At 64.9% G+C, this 19298-nt stretch carries 20 protein-coding genes; all 20 read right to left on the bottom strand.

The annotated features are described in order from the left end of the window. Nucleotides 1-12: 12 nt before the first annotated feature. The 20 genes from fliN to ACIPG5_RS17765 all read right to left on the bottom strand — a co-directional run bounded on the left by fliN (nucleotide 13) and on the right by ACIPG5_RS17765 (nucleotide 19261). Entirely contained in the window at nucleotides 13-477 is a 465-nt protein-coding gene (gene fliN, locus ACIPG5_RS17860) for a flagellar motor switch protein FliN (RefSeq protein WP_314615831.1), read from the bottom strand. A 47-nt stretch (nucleotides 478-524) separates the two neighbouring features. Continuing rightward, nucleotides 525-1493 (bottom strand): flagellar motor switch protein FliM, encoded by a 969-nt coding sequence (fliM, locus tag ACIPG5_RS17855; protein WP_176513144.1) that lies wholly within the window; start codon nucleotides 1491-1493, stop codon nucleotides 525-527. A 9-nt stretch (nucleotides 1494-1502) separates the two neighbouring features. Next, nucleotides 1503-2000, bottom strand: coding sequence for a flagellar basal body-associated protein FliL (fliL, locus tag ACIPG5_RS17850; RefSeq protein WP_176513142.1), 498 nt, complete (start codon nucleotides 1998-2000; stop codon nucleotides 1503-1505). Between the two features lie 199 nt (nucleotides 2001-2199). After that, nucleotides 2200-3486, bottom strand: a complete 1287-nt coding sequence (locus ACIPG5_RS17845) for a flagellar hook-length control protein FliK (protein ID WP_401376780.1) — start codon at nucleotides 3484-3486, stop codon at nucleotides 2200-2202. Between the two features lie 72 nt (nucleotides 3487-3558). Beyond that, nucleotides 3559-3906 carry an Hpt domain-containing protein gene (locus tag ACIPG5_RS17840; RefSeq protein WP_176513138.1) on the bottom strand — a complete coding sequence of 116 codons (348 nt, stop codon included), beginning with the start codon at nucleotides 3904-3906 and terminating at the stop codon, nucleotides 3559-3561. A 48-nt stretch (nucleotides 3907-3954) separates the two neighbouring features. Next, the gene (locus ACIPG5_RS17835; protein ID WP_401376777.1) at nucleotides 3955-5646 is read right to left on the bottom strand and encodes a SpoIIE family protein phosphatase; all 1692 of its coding nucleotides are present in this window, start codon (nucleotides 5644-5646) and stop codon (nucleotides 3955-3957) included. Between the two features lie 8 nt (nucleotides 5647-5654). Further along, entirely contained in the window at nucleotides 5655-5960 is a 306-nt protein-coding gene (locus tag ACIPG5_RS17830) for an STAS domain-containing protein (RefSeq protein ID WP_236236353.1), read from the bottom strand. 177 nt (nucleotides 5961-6137) lie between these two features. Beyond that, the gene (gene fliJ / locus ACIPG5_RS17825) at nucleotides 6138-6590 is read right to left on the bottom strand and encodes a flagellar export protein FliJ (protein ID WP_176513132.1); all 453 of its coding nucleotides are present in this window, start codon (nucleotides 6588-6590) and stop codon (nucleotides 6138-6140) included. Nucleotides 6591-6597: 7 nt separating this feature from the next. Continuing rightward, nucleotides 6598-7956, bottom strand: a complete 1359-nt coding sequence (gene fliI, locus ACIPG5_RS17820) for a flagellar protein export ATPase FliI (RefSeq protein WP_176513130.1) — start codon at nucleotides 7954-7956, stop codon at nucleotides 6598-6600. Beyond that, nucleotides 7946-8710, bottom strand: coding sequence for a flagellar assembly protein FliH (gene fliH / locus ACIPG5_RS17815; RefSeq protein ID WP_401376772.1), 765 nt, complete (start codon nucleotides 8708-8710; stop codon nucleotides 7946-7948). The genes fliI and fliH overlap by 11 nt, the downstream gene beginning before the upstream one ends. Nucleotides 8711-8910: 200 nt before the next feature. Then, a complete protein-coding gene (gene fliG / locus ACIPG5_RS17810; RefSeq protein ID WP_027921181.1) occupies nucleotides 8911-9930 on the bottom strand; it encodes a flagellar motor switch protein FliG in 1020 nt (339 codons plus the stop codon). Next, nucleotides 9923-11698 carry a flagellar basal-body MS-ring/collar protein FliF gene (gene fliF, locus ACIPG5_RS17805; protein WP_176513126.1) on the bottom strand — a complete coding sequence of 592 codons (1776 nt, stop codon included), beginning with the start codon at nucleotides 11696-11698 and terminating at the stop codon, nucleotides 9923-9925. Before fliF ends, fliG begins: the two co-directional genes overlap by 8 nt. 15 nt (nucleotides 11699-11713) lie before the next feature. Next, nucleotides 11714-12046, bottom strand: coding sequence for a flagellar hook-basal body complex protein FliE (gene fliE / locus ACIPG5_RS17800; protein ID WP_008097326.1), 333 nt, complete (start codon nucleotides 12044-12046; stop codon nucleotides 11714-11716). 106 nt (nucleotides 12047-12152) lie between these two features. After that, complete coding sequence (locus ACIPG5_RS17795) at nucleotides 12153-13523, bottom strand: sigma-54-dependent transcriptional regulator (RefSeq protein ID WP_401376767.1); 1371 nt, start codon at nucleotides 13521-13523, stop codon at nucleotides 12153-12155. Next, complete coding sequence (locus ACIPG5_RS17790) at nucleotides 13523-14740, bottom strand: sensor histidine kinase (protein ID WP_401376764.1); 1218 nt, start codon at nucleotides 14738-14740, stop codon at nucleotides 13523-13525. Before ACIPG5_RS17790 ends, ACIPG5_RS17795 begins: the two co-directional genes overlap by 1 nt. A 193-nt stretch (nucleotides 14741-14933) precedes the next feature. Beyond that, nucleotides 14934-16409, bottom strand: a complete 1476-nt coding sequence (gene fleQ / locus ACIPG5_RS17785) for a transcriptional regulator FleQ (protein WP_176513120.1) — start codon at nucleotides 16407-16409, stop codon at nucleotides 14934-14936. Between the two features lie 166 nt (nucleotides 16410-16575). Next, nucleotides 16576-16872 (bottom strand): flagellar protein FliT, encoded by a 297-nt coding sequence (locus ACIPG5_RS17780; protein WP_176513117.1) that lies wholly within the window; start codon nucleotides 16870-16872, stop codon nucleotides 16576-16578. 14 nt (nucleotides 16873-16886) lie between these two features. Then, entirely contained in the window at nucleotides 16887-17282 is a 396-nt protein-coding gene (gene fliS / locus ACIPG5_RS17775; protein ID WP_401376759.1) for a flagellar export chaperone FliS, read from the bottom strand. 132 nt (nucleotides 17283-17414) lie between these two features. Further along, on the bottom strand, nucleotides 17415-18824 hold the full coding sequence (fliD, locus tag ACIPG5_RS17770) for a flagellar filament capping protein FliD (protein ID WP_401376756.1): 1410 nt from the start codon (nucleotides 18822-18824) through the stop codon (nucleotides 17415-17417). A gap of 77 nt (nucleotides 18825-18901) precedes the next feature. Continuing rightward, a complete protein-coding gene (locus tag ACIPG5_RS17765; protein WP_401376753.1) occupies nucleotides 18902-19261 on the bottom strand; it encodes a flagellar protein FlaG in 360 nt (119 codons plus the stop codon). Nucleotides 19262-19298: the final 37 nt, after the last annotated feature.

The raw sequence follows: 19298 nt of genomic DNA, 5'->3' as shown, positions 1-19298 counted from the left end.
CGTGCCCTTCACTCAGCGCAGCTTCTTGATGCGTTCGCTGGGGCTGATCACGTCGGTCAGGCGGATGCCGAACTTCTCGTTGACCACGACCACCTCGCCATGGGCGATCAGGGTGCCGTTGACCAGCACGTCGAGCGGCTCGCCGGCCAGGCGGTCAAGCTCGATCACCGAGCCCTGGTTGAGCTGCAGCAGGTTGCGGATGTTGATCTCGGTGCTGCCCACTTCCATGGAGATGTTCACCGGAATGTCGAGGATCACGTCCAGGTTGGGGCCTTCGAGGCTGACGTTTTCCTTGGGCCGCGGCGAGCTTGCGAACTCTTCCATCGGCAGGCGGCCGGCGCCTGAGCTGCCGGCATCGGCGCCGAGCAGCGCGTCGATGTCGGCCTGGCCGGCGTCACCGGTTTCTTCCAGGGCCGCAGCCCATTCATCGGCCAGGGCCTGGTCCTCGGGGGAGGTGATCTCGTTTTCGTTAGCCATGATGTCCTCGGCAGGCATTCAATTCGTAGTGAGCGACCGGCACGCCGTCAGCGGCGTTCGATCGGGTCGATGATCTGCAGGGCCAGGTTGCCCTTGTGCGAGCCCAGGCGCGCCTTGAACGACGGCACGCCGTTGGCGCGCAGCACCAGGTGCTCGGGCAGCTCCACCGGGATCACGTCGCCGACCTGCATGTGCAGGATGTCGCGCAGCTTCAGCTGGCGGCGGGCAACGGTGGCGGTCAGCGGCACCGACACGTCCAGCACGTCCTCGCGCAGGGCCTTGACCCAGCGCTCGTCCTGGTCGTCCAGGTCGGACTGGAAGCCGGCATCGAGCATTTCGCGCACCGGCTCGATCATCGAGTACGGCATGGTCACGTGCAGGTCGCCGCCACCGCCGTCGAGCTCGATGTGGAAGGTCGACACCACCACCGCCTCGCTCGGCCCGACGATGTTGGCCATGGCCGGGTTGACCTCGGAGTTCATGTACTCGAAGTTGACCGGCATGATCGCCTGCCAGGCTTCCTTGAGGTCGACGAAGCACTGGTCCAGCACCATGCGCACCACGCGCAGCTCGGTCGGGGTGAATTCGCGGCCTTCGATCTTGGCGTGACGGCCGTCGCCGCCGAAGAAGTTGTCCACCAGCTTGAACACCAGCTTGGCGTCGAGGATGAACAGCGAGGTGCCGCGCAGCGGCTTGATCTTCACCAGGTTGAGGCTGGTGGGCACGTACAGCGAATGCACGTACTCGCCGAACTTCATCACCTGCACGCCACCCACGGCCACGTCGGCGGAGCGGCGCAGCAGGTTGAACATGCTGATGCGGGTGTAGCGGGCGAAGCGCTCGTTGATCATTTCCAGGGTCGGCATGCGACCCCGCACGATACGGTCCTGGCTGGTCAGGTCGTAGCTCTTGATGCTGCCAGGCTCGGCAGCGCTTTCGGTCTGTACCAGCCCATCGTCGACGCCATGCAGCAGGGCATCGATCTCATCCTGGGACAGCAGGTCCTGTACGGCCATGGCGGACTCCTACTGCAATACGAAATTGGTGAACAGCAACTGGTCGACCACAGGTTTGCCGACTTCCTTCTGCGCCACTTCCTGCACCACCGCGGTGGCTTTCTGACGCAGCATCTCCTGGCCCACCGGGCTGCCGGCCAGGCTGTCGAAGCCCTGCCCGGAGAACATCATCACCAGGTTGTTGCGGATCACCGGCATGTGCACCTTCAGGGCATCCAGGTCGGCCTGGTTGCGGCCTTGCAGGGTGATGCTCACCTGCATGTAGCGCTGGCGGCCGTTCTGGTTGAAATTGACCACGAAGGCGGGGGCCAGCGGCTCGTAGATCGCCGCCGGCTTGACGTTGGCCGCCGCCGGGTCGGCCGCCGGGGCCGGCTCGCTCTTGTGCATGATGAACCAGGTGGCGCCCACCGACAGGCCGACGGCCAGCAGCAGTGCCAGCACCAGCAGCAGGATCAGCTTGAGTTTGCCTTTAGCGGCGGGGTCTTTCACTGCGTCGCTCTTCGCCATGCCAATAATCCGTCGTCCAGCGGGGTTTCAAAGGAGATGACGTGGCTTGAGCAAGTGTTATGCCAGATTTCGGGTTTTAGTCTGTACCGGCCCTATCGCCGGCAAGCCGGCTCCCACAGGTACACCACTGCACCAAAGTCGGTGGTGTACCTGTGGGAGCGGGCTTGCCCCGCGAAGAGGCCGGTGCTGCCACGGCAAATCAGGCGTAGAAGTCGACCGCGCTGTCGCCGATGACCACCTGCTGCTCGACCGGCCGGGCGGCATCGGCAACGTCACCACCCCGCTCGCCAGCGCCACCTTCCTGCGCCCGGCGCGCCGCCACGCCGGACAACTGCGAGCCATCCTGCTGCGCCTGCTGCTGTTGCTGCCCGCGCGACTGGTCGGCGACGTTGACGTCCGGCTGCGCCAGCCCCTGCTGGGCGAACAGCTCGCGCAAGCGGTGCACCTGGCTGTCCAGCGCATCGCGCACGCCGGCATGGCCGCTGATGAAGGTGACCTGGGTCGACTGGTCCGCCGCCAGGTTGACGCGAATGTCCAGGCGCCCAAGCTCCGCCGGCTCCAACTGGATATCGGCCGACTTGAGGTTCTGGCTGGACAGGTACATGACCCGGTTGACCAGGCCCTCGGCCCAGGCGTTCTGGTTCATCGCCAGCGGCTGGTGCAGGGGGCTCGGGGTCACCGGCACGGCGTTGGCGGTCTTGGCCGTGGCCGCCTGGGTCAGGCTGGCAAGGCGGTTGGCAAAATCATCGATGCGGGTATCGCTGCTGGCGTTCTTGGTGTCTTTCAGGCCGTCTTCGAGCAAGGCGCCGAAGGCCTTGTCACCCGACTCCGCATGGCCTGCCTCGGCTTCGACCTTGTCGACCAGGTTCGCCAATGGATTGACGGCCACCGGGCCATCCTCGGCCTGCGGCTGCTGCGCGGTGTTGGCGGCATGCGCCGAGGTGGTGCCTTTGGCTTGGGCGCTCTGCTCCAGCGCCAGGCGCAGGGTGGGCATGTTGGCCAGGGCGTCGGCCTCGGGGTCGAAGGTTTCGCCGGCATCCTCTTCAGGCAACGCCGGCGCCGGTGGTTGCTGAGCGGCCGCCTGCAACACCGGCGCCACGGTCTGGGCCTGGGCCTGCAACAGCTGCGCGCCCGGCTGGGCATCGGTGACCTGGCCGGCTACCAGGTTGGCATCCACCGAGCTTGCGTCGGCGTCGGTGCTGGCCTGGGCCTGGTCGCTGGCTGGCAATTTGTTGCCGTCATCGGCAACGGCCGGCTTGTCGGCTGCCGCCGCCTTGCCGCCCTGGTCGGTGTCAGGCTTGTCCTTGGGCTTGACCTTGTCGTCGCGCAGCGAAGGCTTGTCGCGGCCCTGGTTGGCCATCACCTGGTCGAAGCCACCGCCCTGCCCGCCCGCCGCCTGCAGCGGTTTGTCCAGCCGCGAGGAAGCAGCGTTCGACGGCTTGCTCAGGGTGCTGGATTGCAACAAAGGGTTGGGTGCGACAGGCATTGAAAGGTCTCCGCGCCAAAAACATGAATATCGTCCTGGCACAGACAGGCAAAACTCGCGCCAACCTGCCGATCAGCTTGCCGAGACCCGCTCGCGCTCGGCACGATAGAAGCGCTGCACCTCCAGGTATTCCTGGTCGATACGCTGGATCAGGTCCTCGATGCCGTACAACGCGCGCTCCTTGACCCGCTCCTCCAGCTGCTGGCAAAGCTGGGCCAGGCCGACCGCACCCATGTTGCCGCTGCTGCCCTTGAAGCTGTGGGCCGCCATGCCCAGCTCGTCGGCAGTGCGGGCACCGTGCAACTGGCTCAGGCGCCGCTCGGAGTCTTCGAGGAAGGTTTCCAGCAACTGCAGGTAGCCCTCCTCCATCACCTCTTGCAGGTCCCTGAGCACCCTGTGGTCGATATGCATGTCAGTCACTTGCTCACTCCTTGATCAAGCCGGATTATGACCGAGCCGCCCGGCGGCTCACCATTCGAAATGCACCTGGGCACAACGCCCGCCTTCGCGCCACTGCGCGCTGCTGGCAAGCCGTCGCACCAGGCTCAGGCCACGACCACTGAGGCCCTGGTCCTGCGGCGGGCGCGAAAGCACCCGGTGCACATCGAAGCCGGCGCCGCTGTCGCGCACTTCGATCATCAGACGCCCACCACCGGCCAGCGGTTCCACTTTCAGGTCGATGCGCACGAAGCCCTCGGCCAGCACGCCCAGCCGCCGGGCGCGCTCCTGATAGTAATCGGCAAAGCCCTGCACGTCCCGCTTGAGCCGCGAATCCAGGCCCAGCACGCCATGCTCCAGGGCATTGGAATACAGCTCGCTGAGCACGCTGTGCAACGCCCCGGTGCGCGGCCGCAAGCCGTGGATCTCCTGCAGCAATTGCACCAGGTAGGGCACCGGGTTGAATCGCTTGAGGCTTTCGCCACGCAGTTCGAAGCCTAGCGACCAGTCCAGCGGGCTGGAGCGCCCGCTGTCGGAATAGAGGGTCGGCGCCGGCACCCGCTCTTCGGCGGCGAACATGCGGATGTCACACAGGCTGATGTCGTCCCGCGGGCGCCCGCCAAAACCCTGCAGTGCCTGCATCACCTCGTCGAACAGGCGCACCGGGTCGCGGTTGGCCGCCAGCACCGTGCGCAGGCGCTCGACGCCGAACAGCCGCTCCTGATCGTCCGCAGTATCGACCACGCCATCGGACAGCAGCAGCAACCGCTCGCCCGCCGCCAGCGGCAGTACCTCGGTGCTGTCGTCGAAGCGCTCGGCGGCGAGAATGCCCAGCGGCAGATGGCGCGAGGCCAGGGTGGACAGCACGTCTCCTGCGCCCGACAGCCGATAGCCATCCGGCATGCCGCCGTTCCACACCTCCACGGTGCCACGCTGCACGCTCAGGTTCAGCAGCAGCGCGCAGCAGAACATGTCGACCGGCAAGATGCGTTTGAGCTTGGCGTTCATCTCACGCAGCATCTGCGCCAGGCCGTAGCCCTTGGCGGTCATGCCGTAGAACACCTCGGCCAGGGGCATGGCGCCCACAGCGGCCGGCAGACCGTGCCCGGTGAAGTCGCCGAGCAGCACGTGCATGTCGCCCGAGGGCGTGAACGCCGCGAGTAGCAGGTCGCCGTTGAACAGCGCGTAAGGCGACTGCAAGTAACGGATGTTAGGTGCGGTGATGCAGCCGGAATGGGCGACCTTGTCGAACACCGCCTTGGCCACGCGCTGTTCGTTGAGCAGGTGATGGTGATGGCGGGTGATCAGGTCGCGTTGTTCGAGGACCGTCGCCTGCAGCCGGCGCAGGCGGTCCATGGCGCGGATCTTGGCGCCGAGAATCACCGCACTGTAGGGCTTGGCCATGAAGTCATCGCCCCCGGCCTCCAGGCAGCGCACCAGGGCACCCTCCTCGTTCAGCGAGGTCAGGAAGATGATCGGCACCAGCGCCTCGCCGGCCAGGGCCTTGATCTGCCGCGCCGCCTCGAAGCCGTCCATCACCGGCATCAAGGCATCGAGCAAGACGATATGCGGGCGCTTTTCGGCGAACAGCGCCACCGCCTGTTCGCCGTTTTCCGCCGTGAAGACCTGATGCCCCTGGCGCCGGACGATCTGCGCCAGCAACAGGCGGTCGGTGGCGCCATCTTCGGCCACCAGCACGGTCAACGCCTGTTCGGGAGGCATCTGGGCGTTCAACTGATGTCGAACAGTTTTTCGAAATTGGAGATGGCCAGGATCTTGCGCACGTCGGAGCTGGCATGCACCACCCGCACATCCGAGTCGTCGCCGCCGGCGTGGTCGCGCAGCAACAGCAGCATGCCGAGCGCGGAGCTGTCCAGGTAGGTGGTGTCCTTCAGGTCGACCACGACCGAGTCGGGCTTTTTCGCCTGGCGCTCGTAAGCATCGCGAAACTCCTGATGCTTGCCGAAATCGAAGCGCCCCTTGACCTTGATCGTGAGTTTTTTCCCGTCCTGCGAAAAATCGGTCTCGACTGCCATGCTAGCGATTCCTTCGATGATGGCGAATGCAACTCTTCAAGGTTTAGCAGGCGCTAGCGGTAGTGGCAAACCGGGGATGCCTGATGCGGCCCTATCGCCGGCAAGCCGGCTCCCACAGGTAGGGCACTGGCACGGCTCCTGTGGGAGCCGGCTTGCCGGCGATAGGGCCGCCGCAGGTTACAGATGCCCCTGCCGGGGCAGCCGCTGGGACAGTTCATCGAGCAAGCGCTGCTCGCGCTTGTCTTCGGCCCGCCGCGCTTCGTCCATGTACCGCTGTACCAGCTTGCGCAGCCCTTCGACCCGTGCATACGCCTGCTGCCAGGTACCACGGGCGTTCTTCAGGTTGTTCTGGTGCCAGAGCAGGCTCTGGCGCTGCTGGGTCATCGCCGTTTCGAGCTGAGCCAGAAAGCGCTGGTAGTTGAGCAGCCAGCTGCCATCGACACCCTGCCCACCGCGCTCGATCCACTGCGCCTGGTAACCCTCGCGAAACGACTCGAGCTCGCCCAGCTTGGCCTGGGCCTGGGCCACCAGCTGCTGGAAGTGCCCCAGGCGCTGGGCAGCCTTGCGCTCGGCCTCCTCGGCCATGGTCACCACCGGCGCCAGGCGCGCGGCACGGCTGGGCATGCTCATAGGCTACTCAACCATTGCCCGGGGGCATGAAGATCGACCCCAGTTGCTGGCGGCTCTGGGCCATGCCGACGTTCTCGTCCAGCCCCTGGCGCAGAAAGTCCACCAGCTTGGGCTGCAGGGCGATGGCCAGGTCGGTTTCCGGATCGCCGCCGGCGACATAGGCGCCGACGCTGATCAGGTCGCGGCTTTGCGACAGGCGCGACCACAGCTGCTTGAATTTCTGCGCCTGGCGCAGGTGGTCGGCATCGACCACTTGCGGCATGACCCGGCTGATCGAGGCCTCGATATCGATGGCCGGGTAGTGGCCTTCCTCGGCCAGCCGCCGGGACAGCACGAAGTGGCCGTCGAGCACGCCACGCGCCGAGTCGGCGATCGGGTCCTGCTGGTCGTCGCCTTCGGACAACACGGTATAGAACGCAGTGATCGAGCCACCCCCGGGTTCGCCGTTGCCGGCACGCTCCACCAACTTGGGCAGCTTGGCGAACACCGACGGCGGGTAGCCGCGCGTCGCCGGCGGCTCGCCGATGGCCAGGGCGATTTCACGCTGGGCCTGGGCAAAGCGGGTCAGCGAGTCCATCAGCAACAGGACATTCTTGCCCTTGTCGCGAAAATATTCGGCGATGCGCGTGCAGTACATGGCCGCACGCAGGCGCATCAGCGGCGCATCGTCGGCGGGGGATGCGACCACCACCGAGCGCTTGAGGCCCTCTTCGCCGAGGATGTGCTCGATGAATTCCTTGACCTCGCGGCCCCGCTCGCCAATCAGCCCGACCACGATGATCTCGGCCTCGGTGAAGCGCGTCATCATGCCCAGCAGCACCGATTTACCCACGCCGGTACCGGCGAACAGGCCCAGGCGCTGGCCGCGCCCGACGGTCAGCAGGCCATTGATGCTGCGGATACCCACGTCCAGCGGCTGGCTGATCGGGTCGCGGTTGAGCGGGTTGATGATCGGGCCATCCATCGGCACCCAGTCTTCGGCCTTCATCCCGCCCTTGCCGTCCAGCGCGCGGCCGGCGCCGTCGAGCACCCGGCCGAGCATGCTCATGCCCATGGGCAGGCGGCCGCTGTCGTCCAGCGGCACCACCCGCGCGCCCGGGGCGATGCCGGCGATGCTGCCGACCGGCATGAGGAACACCTTGTTGCCGGAAAAGCCCATGACCTCGGCTTCGACCTGCACCGGGTGGTAGCTGTCGTCGTTGATCACCAGGCAGCGCCCGCCGACCGCGGCGCGCAGGCCCTCGGCCTCGAGGGTGAGGCCGACCATGCGCAGCAGGCGGCCTTCGACCACGGGCTGCGCCGGCAGCTCGATGGCTTCGGCGTAGCCGCTCAGGCGCTTGCCGAAGCTGGTGCGGTCAAGGCGCATCGCTGGCGCCTATCTCGACCGACACATCCGGCGCTGCCGGATGCAGGGCGTGGTCGTGCAGCTGGTCGAACAGCTGCGCCACGGCCTTCTCGATGCGCGTTTCCATGGTCGCGTCGATGCGGCTGTGCAAGGTCTCGATCCGGCAACCACCGGGCAGCAGGGCATCGTCCTCGAGCAGCTTCCAGCTCTCCTCGTGGCGCTCGCGCAGGGCCTTGGCCAGCTCGAAGTCCTGGGGGTTGAGGTGGATGCGAATGTTGTCGGCGCCCATGGGCAGCAGCTTCAAGGCTTCGCGCAGCACCTGGGTGATCTGGCTGGAGTCGCTGCGCAGTTCGCGGCCGATGACCTGGCGGGCCATGTGCGCCACCAGGTGCACCATGGTCTTTTCGATCTGCGTGTCCTGCTCGGCGATGGGCTCGAACAGGTGCTCCATCAGTTGCTCAAGGTTGGCCAGCTTGGCATTGAGCGCTTCCTCGGCCTCTTGGCGCACCTTCAGCTGGGTGCTGTGAAAACCTTCGCGCTCGCCGGTGGCGAAGCCTTCGTTGTAGGCCTCCTGGCGGATCGCTTCGAGTTCTTCGAGGGTCAGCGGCTGGACTTCTTCCAGCGGCACTTCCTCGACTTCTTCCTCGACCACTTCCGGTTCCGGTTCCGGCTCAGGTGCAGGCTCCGGGTCGAAGCTGGGCAACGCCCAGACGTCGACGCCCACGAGGTCGCGGGCGCGGATCAGGTCACTGGGGTGGGATTCTTTGGTGGGCATGTTCTCAGGTACTCAAAAACCCTGTTCGACCAATGCGCCCCCTGTAGGAGCGGCCTTGTGTCGCGAAAGGGCTGCACAGCAGCCCCAGCAATTTATGCAACAACACTGAAATCCTGAATCCAGAATCCAGAATCCAAAATCCTGGGGCCGCTTCGCAGCCCTTTCGCGACACAAGGCCGCTCCTACAGAGGACCTGTGGATCAGATCATTTCCTCGGCGCCTTTGCCGCCGAGCACGATCTCGCCGGCCTCGGCCATGCGCCGGGCGATGGTGAGGATTTCCTTCTGCGCGGTCTCGACGTCGCTGACGCGCACCGGCCCCTTGGCTTCCAGGTCGTCGCGCAGCAGCTCCGAGGCACGCTTGGACATGTTCTTGAAGATCTTGTCCTTGACCCGCTCGTCGGCGCCCTTGAGCGACACCACCAGCACATCGGAGGACACCTCGCGCAGCAGCGCCTGGATGCCGCGGTCGTCGACATCGGCCAGGTTGTTGAAGACGAACATCAAGTCTTCGATCTGCTCCGACAGGTCGTTGTCGATCTCGCGGATCGAGTCCATCAGTGCACCTTCCACGGAGCTGTCGAGGAAGTTCATGATGTCGGCGGCGCGCTTGATGCCGCCCAGGGTGGTGCGCGCGGCATTGGAGTTGCCCGAGAACTGCTTCTCGAGAATCTGGTTCAGCTCCTTGAGCGCCGCCGGCTGCACGGTATTGAGCGACGACACGCGCAGGATGATGTCCAGGCGTACCTTGTGGTCGAAGTTGCTCAGCACTTCGCCGGCCTGGTCAGGGTCCAGGTAGGCGACCACGATGGCCTGGATCTGCGGGTGCTCGTAGCGGATCACGTCGGCCACCGCACGCGGCTCCATCCACTTGAGGCTGTCCAGGCCGCTGGTGTTGCCACCGAGCAGGATGCGGTCGATCAGGCCGTTGGCCTTGTCTTCGCCCAGGGCCTGGTTGAGCATCTTGCGGATGTAGCCATCGGAGCCCACGCCCAGGCTGGTCTGGTCGCCGACGATCTCGACGAACTCGCTCATCACCTGCTCGACCTGCTCGCGGTGCACGTTGCCCATCTGCGCCATGGCCACACCGACCCGCTGCACTTCCTTGGGGCCCATGTGTCGCAGCACTTGCGCAGCATCGGTCTCGCCGAGCGACAGCAGCAGGATGGCTGCCTTGTCGACCCGGCTGAGCTTGGCGGTAATGGCTCGATTGTCACTCATCGGCGTTGATCCACTCTTTCACGACCTGGGCCACGCGGCCCGGGTCTTCGGCCACCAGGCCTTTGATTGCGTTGAGCTGCGCCTCGTAACCCTCGCTCGGGCTTGGCAACAGAATGCTTGTCGGGCCACCCAGGCTGACGCGGTCGTTGGCCAGTTCGCCATCCAGACCGATCATGCCGCCCAGCTCCATGTCGCTGTCCGTGGCAGCATGCTTGCCGCCGCCAGTGATGTTGTTGAGTACCGGGCGCAGCACGCCGAACACCAGCACCAGGATGAACAGCACGCCCAGCACTTGCTTGACGATGTCCCAGAACCACGGCTGCTGGTAGAAGGCGATGTCGGCGATCACCTCGCCGCGGTCGGCGGCGAACGGCACGTTCATCACCGTCACGCTGTCGCCACGGCTGGCATCGAAGCCCACCGCGTCCTGCACCAGGCGGGTGAAGCGCGCCAGGTCTTCGGCGCCCCACGGCGCACGGGTGGTTTCGCCGTTGGCGTCGACCTTGACCTGGTCATCGACCACCACGGCCACCGACAGGCGGGTCAGGCGCCCCTGCTGCTGGCGGGTGTGGCTGATGGAGCGGTCCAGCTCGAAGTTCTTGGTGGTCTGCTGGCGCTTGTCCGAAGGGTACGGCGCGAGCATCGGCTGGCCGGTGGCCGGGTCCATGACCTGCTGGCCGTTGGCGTCCACCAAAGGCTGGCCAGGTTGGATCGCGGCGGCGGCGCCTGGGGCGCCCGCGGTGGTCTGCGGCGCCGAGGCCGGGCCTGGTGGCTGGTTGCTCAGGGCACCCGGCACGCCTTGCGGGCCCTGGCTGCTGGCGCGCTGCTCGTTGACCGACTGCTCGCTGCGCAGCGCGGGTTGGTCCGGGTTGAACTGCTCGGAGGTCGATTCGACCGCGCTGAAGTCAAGGTCAGCCGACACTTCGGCCTTGTAGCGGTCGTTGCCCAGCACCGGCTGCAGGATGTTGTGCACGCGCTGGGTGAGCATGCCTTCCATGCGGCGGCTGTAGTCGTACTGCTTGCCGGCCATGGTCAAGGCGGTGTCCTGCAGCTGCTCGGAGAGCAGGTTGCCCTTCTGGTCGACCACGGTGACCTGCGACTTGTCCAGCTCCGGCACACTGGTGGCGACCAGGTTGACGATGGCCATCACCTGGCCGGCTTCCAGCGAACGCCCCGGGTACAGCTCGACCAGCACCGAGGCGCTGGGCTTGCGCTCGTCGCGCACGAACACCGAGCTTTTCGGGATCGCCAGGTGCACGCGGGCGGCCTTGACGTTGTTCAGGCTGGACACGGTGCGCGCCAGCTCGCCTTCCAGGCTGCGGCGGTAGCGGGTGGCTTCCATGAACTGGCTGGTGCCCAGGCCCTGCTCCTTGTCGAGCAGCTCGAAACCGACGTTGCCATCGCTGGGCGCCACGCCGGCGGCTGCCAGTTTCAGGCGCGCACGGGAGAGGTCGTCGGCCTTGACCAGCAGAGCCCCGGAGTTGGGCTCGACGTTGTAGGGGATGTCGGCAGCGGCCAGGGTATCCATGACCTGCTTGGTGTCCATGCCGGCCAGGCTGCCATACAGCGGGCGGTAGTCCGGCTGCTGCGACCACAGCACCACGGCGAAGCCGATCGCCACGCTCGCCGCCAGCCCGACCAGCAGGCCAACCTGGCGCAGCATGGGCATCTGCGAGATGTTTTCCAGAAACGCCATGCCGAACAGCGGCGGCTTGCTCGCGGGCGAACCGCTCTTGGCGGGGGCGTTTTCGACGACTGCTTCAGCCATGACTCACTTCCGTCCTCAAACCGGCATCTGCATGATGTCCTGGTACGCCTGGACCAGCTTGTTGCGTACCTGGGTCAACGCCTGCATGGACACGCTGGCTTTCTGCGAAGCGATCATCACGTCGGTCAGGTCGACGCCGCTCTTGCCGATTTCGAAGGCATTGGCCAGCTGGGTCGACGCCTGCTGGGTCTCATGCACCTTGCCGATGGCCTGGCCGAGCATGTCGGCAAAGCTGCTCTGCCCCGGCGCCAGCTCAGGCGCGGCAGTGGCTTTGGGCGCGGACATGGCTTCTGCCTGCATGGCCCGCATGTCCAACATCAGACGATTGAATTCAACACCTTGGCTCATGAACTTCTCTCTCCGGCGGCCGCATTTTTTTGACACTCATGCGGCGGATAGCCCAGAACTAGCAACAAGAGTGCCAGCCCGCTCGACGATCTTTGAAATGGCGCGATCAGCCGTACAGGCTGGCTTCCACGTCCAGGCCGGCATCACGCATCTGCGCCAGCTTGTAGCGCAGGGTGCGCGGGCTGATGCCGAGCCGTTCGGCAGCCTCCTTGCGGCGACCGCGTTCGGCGCGCAGGGTGTCGATGATCATCTGGAATTCGTGGCGACGCATGTCGTCGCCTAGGCCGCCTGCATCCGCCGTGGCCGGCTCGGATAATGGCGCAATAGTGGCCTGCGCCGCAGCCGACAAGGGAATGGCGCCTGCCAGACAGAAATCCGCCGCTTCGATCACCCCGCCCTGCTGCAGGATCAGCGCCCGCTGCAAGGCGTTGTCCAGCTCGCGCACGTTGCCCGGCCAGCTGTGCGCCTGCAGGCAGGCACGGGCCTCGGCCGATAAACGCACCGGCGCATGCTTCATCTTCGCCACGTGCCGCGCCAGCAGGCGCTCGGCCAGCGGCAGGATGTCGCCGGCGCGCTCGCGCAGCGGTTGCCAGGCCAGGGGGAACACCGACAAGCGATAGAACAGGTCTTCACGGAAGCGCCCGGCCGCCACTTCGCCGGCCATGTCGCGGTTGCTGGTGGCCAGCACGCGGATGTCCAGGGCAATCGGCTTGCGCCCGCCGACCCGCTCCACTTCACGCTCCTGCAGCACGCGCAGCAACTTGGCCTGCAGGCCCAGGGGCATCTCGGAGATTTCGTCGAGCAGCAAGGTGCCGCCTTCGGCCTGCTCGAACTTGCCTGCCTGGGCAGCGATGGCGCCGGTGAAGGCGCCCTTTTCATGGCCGAACAGCGTGGCTTCGAGCATGTTGTCGGGGATCGCCGCGCAGTTGATCGCCACGAACGGCTGGGCCGCGCGCGGTGACTGCTGGTGGATGTAGCGCGCCAGCACTTCCTTGCCAGTACCCGACTCGCCGGAAATGAGCACCGTGGAATCGCTGCGCGCCACCCGCGCGGCCAGCTCCAGCAGTTGCCGGCTGGCAGCCTCGTTGGCCACCGGCCCTTCATCTGCGCCAAGGCGCCCCGCCGCATGGCGCTCGACCAGGCTCAGCAGCGCCTTGGGCTCGAACGGCTTGACCAGGTAGTCCGCCGCGCCCTGGCGCATGGCCTCGACGGCACGCTCCACGGCTGCGTGGGCGGTCATCAGCAGCACCGGCAGCTGCGGGTAATGGCGGCGCAATTGCGCCAGCAGCTGGTGGCCGTCCATACCTGGCATGTTCACATCGCTGACCACCAGGCTGAACGCCTCGCCCGCCACCGCCTGCAGCGCCTCCTCGGCACTGCCTACGGCCTGGTAGGCGAAGCCCCCGATCTCCAGGGTGTCGCCCAGCGCCTGGCGCAAGGCGCGGTCGTCTTCGACCAGCAGCACCTTGATGGGCATCACAGGCCCTCCGCCGGCTGGCCGTCGATCAGTGGCAGCACCACTGTCACGCAGGTGCCGCGGCCGACCCTGGAACGCAGTTGCAGACTGCCCTGGTGCGCACGCACCACGGCCTTGACCACGGCCAGCCCGAGCCCGGTGCCGGTGGCCTTGGTGGTGAGGAACGGCTCGCCCAGGCGCCCGAGCAGCTCGGGCGCAATGCCGCTGCCGGCATCGCTGATGCACAGGTGCAGGCTGTGCTGGCGGCGGAACAGGTGCACCTTGAGCCGCGCCGGGCTTTCGCTGGCCTGCAGGGCATTTTCGATCAGGTTGAGCAAGGCGCCGACCAGGGTATCGCGGTTGCACAGCAGCTCGCCCAGGTGGGTGTCGCACTGCCAGCGCACGGCATGCCCCTGCACATGGGCCTGGGCCGCGTGCTGCAGGGCCTGGAACAGGGCTTTGGGGGTCAGCCGGTCGGTCATCGGCAGCTCGCCGCGGGCGAACACCAGCATGTCGCGCACCTGGTGCTCGAGCTCGTGCAGGCGCTCCTTCAGGCTGCCGGCAAAACGTTGACGGGTCTCTGGCGCGAGCTCGCGCTCGCCATCGGCCAGGTGGCTGGCGTAGAGCATGGCCGCCGACAATGGCGTGCGGATCTGGTGGGCCAGCGACGCCACCATGCGGCCCAGCGAAGACAGCCGTTCGTGGCGCGCCAGCTGGTCTTGCAGGCGACGGGTTTCAGTCAGGTCGTTGAGCAGCACCAACTGGCCGGGCTCGGCGTCCAGCGAACGCGTGGCGATGGACAGGCGGCGCCCGTCACGCAGCGACACTTCGTGGCCGTCGTCCTTGCGCGGGGCGAAGCAGCGGCCGATCACCTGGCGCCAGAGCTGGCCCAGCAAGGGCTCGCCAAGCAGCTCGCAGGCCGCGGGGTTGGCTTCACGCACCAGGCCTTGGTCATCGATCACCACCACCCCACCGGGCAGCAGGTCGAGCAGGTTCTGCAGGCGGTTGGCCAGGCGCTCCTTCTCGTTCAGCTCGGCCATGCGCTGGGCGCCGACCACCGCCAGCTCGCCCTTGAGCTCGCTGACGCGGGCTTCGAGCATGCTGTAGGACTGGTTGAGCTGGGAGGAAACCTGGTTGAACAGGGCGAACGCCTGCTCCAGCCCCTCTCGACTCTCCTGTTCGACCGGGGTACGCCCCTGCAGATCAAGGGCTCGGGAATGGTGGGCGGCCTGGGGCATCGTGCTCTCTCGCGTGGCTGACCGTCATAAAAACGGTGTGGTGCCAGCGGTGTAGCAATAGCCGTGCCGGGGATGGGGGTTTTGGGTTTTTACAGGCCCGGCCCTATCGCCGGCAAGCCGGCTCCCACAGGTGCACCACAAGCCTCAAGTGGTGGGAGCCGGCTTGCCGGCGATAGGGCCGGTACAGGCCAAATCAATCTTCGGCCTGGTCCTCGCCGCCTTGGCGGCTCATGCCGTACTTGCGCATCTTCTCCACCAAGGTGGTGCGGCGAATGCGCAAGCGCTCGGCCGCACGCGCCACGATCCCGTTGGCATCGTCCAGCGCCTGCTGGATCAAACCCTGCTCCAGGCTGCCCAGGTAGTCCTTCAGGTCCAGCCCTTCCGGCGGCAGCATGGCGTGGTTGGCGAAGTTCGGCGCATGGCCGTTGATCGCCACGCGCTCTTCGAGGTCGCTGCGCAGGCTGTCGACCAGCTGCTCGTCCTCGTCGTCGATGTAGCGGAACTTCTTCGGCAGCTCCGACACACCAATCACCCCGTAGGGGTGCATGATGGCCATGCGCTCGACCAGGTTGGCCAGCTCGCGGACGTTGCCCGGCCAGCCATGGCGGCACAGCGACATGATGGCTGCGGAGTTGAAGCGGATCGAGCCACGTTTCTCGTGCTCCATGCGCGAGATCAGCTCGTTCATCAGCAGCGGGATGTCTTCCACGCGCTCACGCAGCGGCGCCATCTCGATGGGGAACACGTTGAGGCGGTAGTACAGGTCTTCGCGGAAGGTGCCTTCCTCGATCATGCTCTCGAGGTTCTTGTGGGTCGCGGCGATGATGCGTACATCGATGCTCTGGGTCTTGTTGCTGCCCACCCGCTCGAAGGTACGTTCCTGCAGCACGCGCAAGAGCTTGACCTGCATCGGCAGCGGCATGTCGCCGATCTCGTCGAGGAACAAGGTGCCGCCGTTGGCCAGCTCGAAACGCCCGGCACGGCTGGTGATGGCCCCGGTGAAGGCGCCCTTTTCATGGCCGAACAGTTCGCTTTCCAGCAGCTCGGCCGGAATCGCCCCGCAGTTGACCGGCACGAACGGCGCTTCGCGGCGCTTGGAGTGGTAGTGCAGGTTGCGCGCCACCACCTCCTTGCCGGTGCCGGACTCACCAAGGATCAGCACGCTGGCGTCGGTATCGGCCACCTGCTGCATCATCTGGCGCACATGCTGGATGGCACGGCTGGTGCCGACCAGGCTGCGGAACAGGTTGGGCTCGCGCTGGCGACCGCGCTCGCGGGCCTGGTCGTACATCTCGCGGTAGACCTGGGCACGGTGCAGCGAGTCGAGCAGCTGGCTGTAGCTGGGCGGCATTTCCAGGTTGGACAGCACCCGGCGGCGAAGCTCTTCGGGGTAGTCTGCAGAAGAAATTTCACCAATCAGCAGCACCGGAAGGAACTCATCCCACCCTGCCACGGTCTTAAGCAGCCCAAGCACTCCGGCTGGAGCATTGACGGCACCGATCAGCACGCAGAGCACTTCGCGACTGGAAGACAACGATTCGACTACCTGCTGCCAGTCCTGGCTGGAGCACGATAGGTTCTCTTCCCCGAGAAAGTTCAGTACCACCGCCAAGTCGCGGCGGCGGGCGCTGTCGTCATCGATCAGAAGAATCTTGGTTTCACGCCACATGCAATAGCAACTTCCCTAGTCATATCGGCGCCCGAAGGCATGCGCGACATCATTCCGACTGAATGGTCAGTGTTCGGACGTCTGAAATTCGAAAACAGCCACTAGTAAAGTCAAAAAAACGCATACAGTCAAATTAATGGCGGACGGCTTTTTGCCCATCTGTGGTTCACGTGAACAGATGGTATACCTTAGCCGCGTTTTTCGCCTGACGGATTTGCATCATCTCGTCGACTATTGATTGACGCTCGCCACTTGCAACATCAATTAATTGGCGGTAGACGAGCAAAAGCTGCTCCAGGCTGTCGCGCACGTCGGCCTCGTTGCCCTGTGCCTCGGTCAGCACATCGTCAATGCGCAGGCGGCATTGCAGGTCGAGTTCACCGACCGCATCCCAGTCGCGGCTGGCCAGGGCGGCCAGCAGCAACTCGCGGGTCTGTTCGATTCGGGCGATTACCTCGGTCATGTCATCCTCCTTGATCAGGAAGCCGCCGACGGGTCGCCGATCGCATCCCAACCTTCTTTCACGGTGATCAGCAGGCGCGCCACTTCGTCGATGATGGCGGGGTCGCTCTTCACGTTGGCTTCGACCAGGCGGCGGCTCATGTAGGTGTACAGGCTGTCCAGTTCGGCCAGGCTGTCGGCGTGGTTTTCCAGATCCAGGCCTTCGCGCAGGCCACCGATGATGTCGATGGCCTTGCCGATCAGGATGCCCTTCTGGGCGATGTCATTACGCGCCATGGCGCCTTTGGCCTGGGCCATGCGGTCCAGGCCGCCCTGCATCAGCATCTGCACCAAACGGTGCGGGCTGGCTTCGGACGTCTGCGCCACACCGTTGACTTTCTGGTATTGCCGAAGGGCCAACATCGGGTTCATGGATCTACCTCGTTGCAGCGAAAAAGGTTGCTTGTACCCTGTGTATCGCCGCCCCGTCAAAAAACTTTAGGGCCAAAACGAAAAGCCCGGCGCGTCGATGAACGCAGCCGGGCTCTTGTCATTCAGGCCGAATCAGGACTTCTTGGCCTGGGCGTTGATCGCATCGAAGATCGAGGTGATCTGGTCGGCCTGAGCTTTCATCTTGCCCAGCGCGGTGTCCAGAGCCACGTATTTCTTGGTCAGCGATTCGGTCAGCGACTCGGTGCGACGATCCAGCGCAGCCTGCTGGTCGCTGAGGTTTTTCGCGACCTTATCAAGGTTGGATTTGCGCGTGGCGAGGCTACCATCGGTAGCGTTGTACGGGTCGATCGCCTTGTTCATGCGCTCGAAAATGCCGTTGGTGCCGGTGAACAAGGCCTGGACTTCAGTGCCCAGTTTCTTGTCGTTCATCGCCGAAGTGAACTTGGTGGTGTTGAATTCCAGCGTGCCATCTTTCTGAGTGTTGATACCCAACTGGCTCAGGGATGTCAGCTGATCGCCACTACCCACCTCGCTCAGCACCTTGCGCACATCGGACAACAGCGAGCGAGTGGTCGGGTCGTTGGTCAACGGGCCAAGGACCAGATTGTCATTCGCGTCACGCGAGGTGGTGGTCAGCGAAGTGATCGCTTTTTGCAGGGTGTTGTAGGAATCGACAAAGCTCTGCACCGACTTTTTCAATCCATCGTTGTCGGCAGCTACAGTGATCTTGGTCGACGTGCCTGCAGCACCGTTCGCCGTGGCACCCGTCAACTCCAGGGTCATGCCGCTGATCGCATCGCTGATGGTGTTTTTCGCGCTCTTGACGGTCAGGCCGTCCACGGTCAACTCGGCATCCTTGGCCAGGTCGGTGATATAGCCCGCCCCGGTCCCCGTCATCTTGGTTGTGCCACTGATTTCAAGCTCAGCGATGCCGCTCACCGAAATATCGGAGCCCTTGCCCGTGGTGGTGGAACCAATGACTAGGCGCGAACCACTCTCTTCGTTGACGATGTTCGCGGAAAGTCCCTTGGCGCCCAGCTCCTTGTTGATCTGGTCGCGCACGCTTTGCAGGGTCGAGCCGGCAGCCACCTTGACCTTGTAGTCGTTGCCACCCTGGGAAATGGTCAGCTCGCCCTCAGGAATTGCCGTGCTCGCACCAGTGTCGAACGACTGACTAGCCACCTTGGACGAGGTTGCCAGGTTGATCACCTTGATGTCGTAGCTACCGGCCACTGCCGCGTTGCTCGACTTGACCTTGACCACAGCCTCGTTGCCCGAGCTGGCAGCGAACGCGTTGAACGACGGCGCGTCCTTGTCATTGAGTTTTTTCATGGCGTCCTGGAACGCCGTGAGGGCACTGCGCAGCGAGCCAATGCCCGAGATCATCGCGGTATTGTTGCTGGTCTGGCGGGTGATCTGCGCCTTTTTTGCCGCCGTATCGGCGGTAACCAGAGCATTCACGATCTCGGTGATGTTCAGACCGGACCCAAGGCCGGTACTGGGAGCAATCGGGCTTGCCATGCTGTAGTCCCTCTCTCAACGCTTCACGCCCGCTCCAGCGGACCGTGATGCATCACTTCATTGAAATTCGCCGCCGATCATACCTTGGCGTCGAACAGAACACTTTTGACATCACTCAGGCTGTGGGCAATCCGCAACGCCTCTTCCGAAGGCAGCTGGCGAATCAGCTCACCGCTATCGGTCGCGATGACTTTGACAACAATCTTGCCGGACTCTTCATCCGTGGAGAATTCCAGATTGCGTTGTGACGCTTTCAGGAACTTCTCGATCTCCGCGACGGCGCTCTTGACCTTGTCGGTATCCTTCACCGCCAGGGGGGCTTTCTTGTCGTCCTCGGGTTTGACCTGCTCCGTCGACCGGACAACCGGCTTTTCGGTAACCTGCTCGGCCGAACGTGCGGCCGGATAAGACAGGTTCAGCTTGACGCTCATGTCCATGTCCACCACCTCGCAATGAAAAGGCGGGGAAGCGCCG

It is taken from the genome of Pseudomonas sp. NPDC087029, from assembly GCF_044745345.1.
In the GTDB taxonomy this organism is placed as follows: Bacteria; Pseudomonadota; Gammaproteobacteria; order Pseudomonadales; family Pseudomonadaceae; genus Aquipseudomonas; species Aquipseudomonas faucium.
Note: the sequence above shows the minus strand (reverse complement) of the source record. Positions and strands in the feature narration are given on the sequence as shown.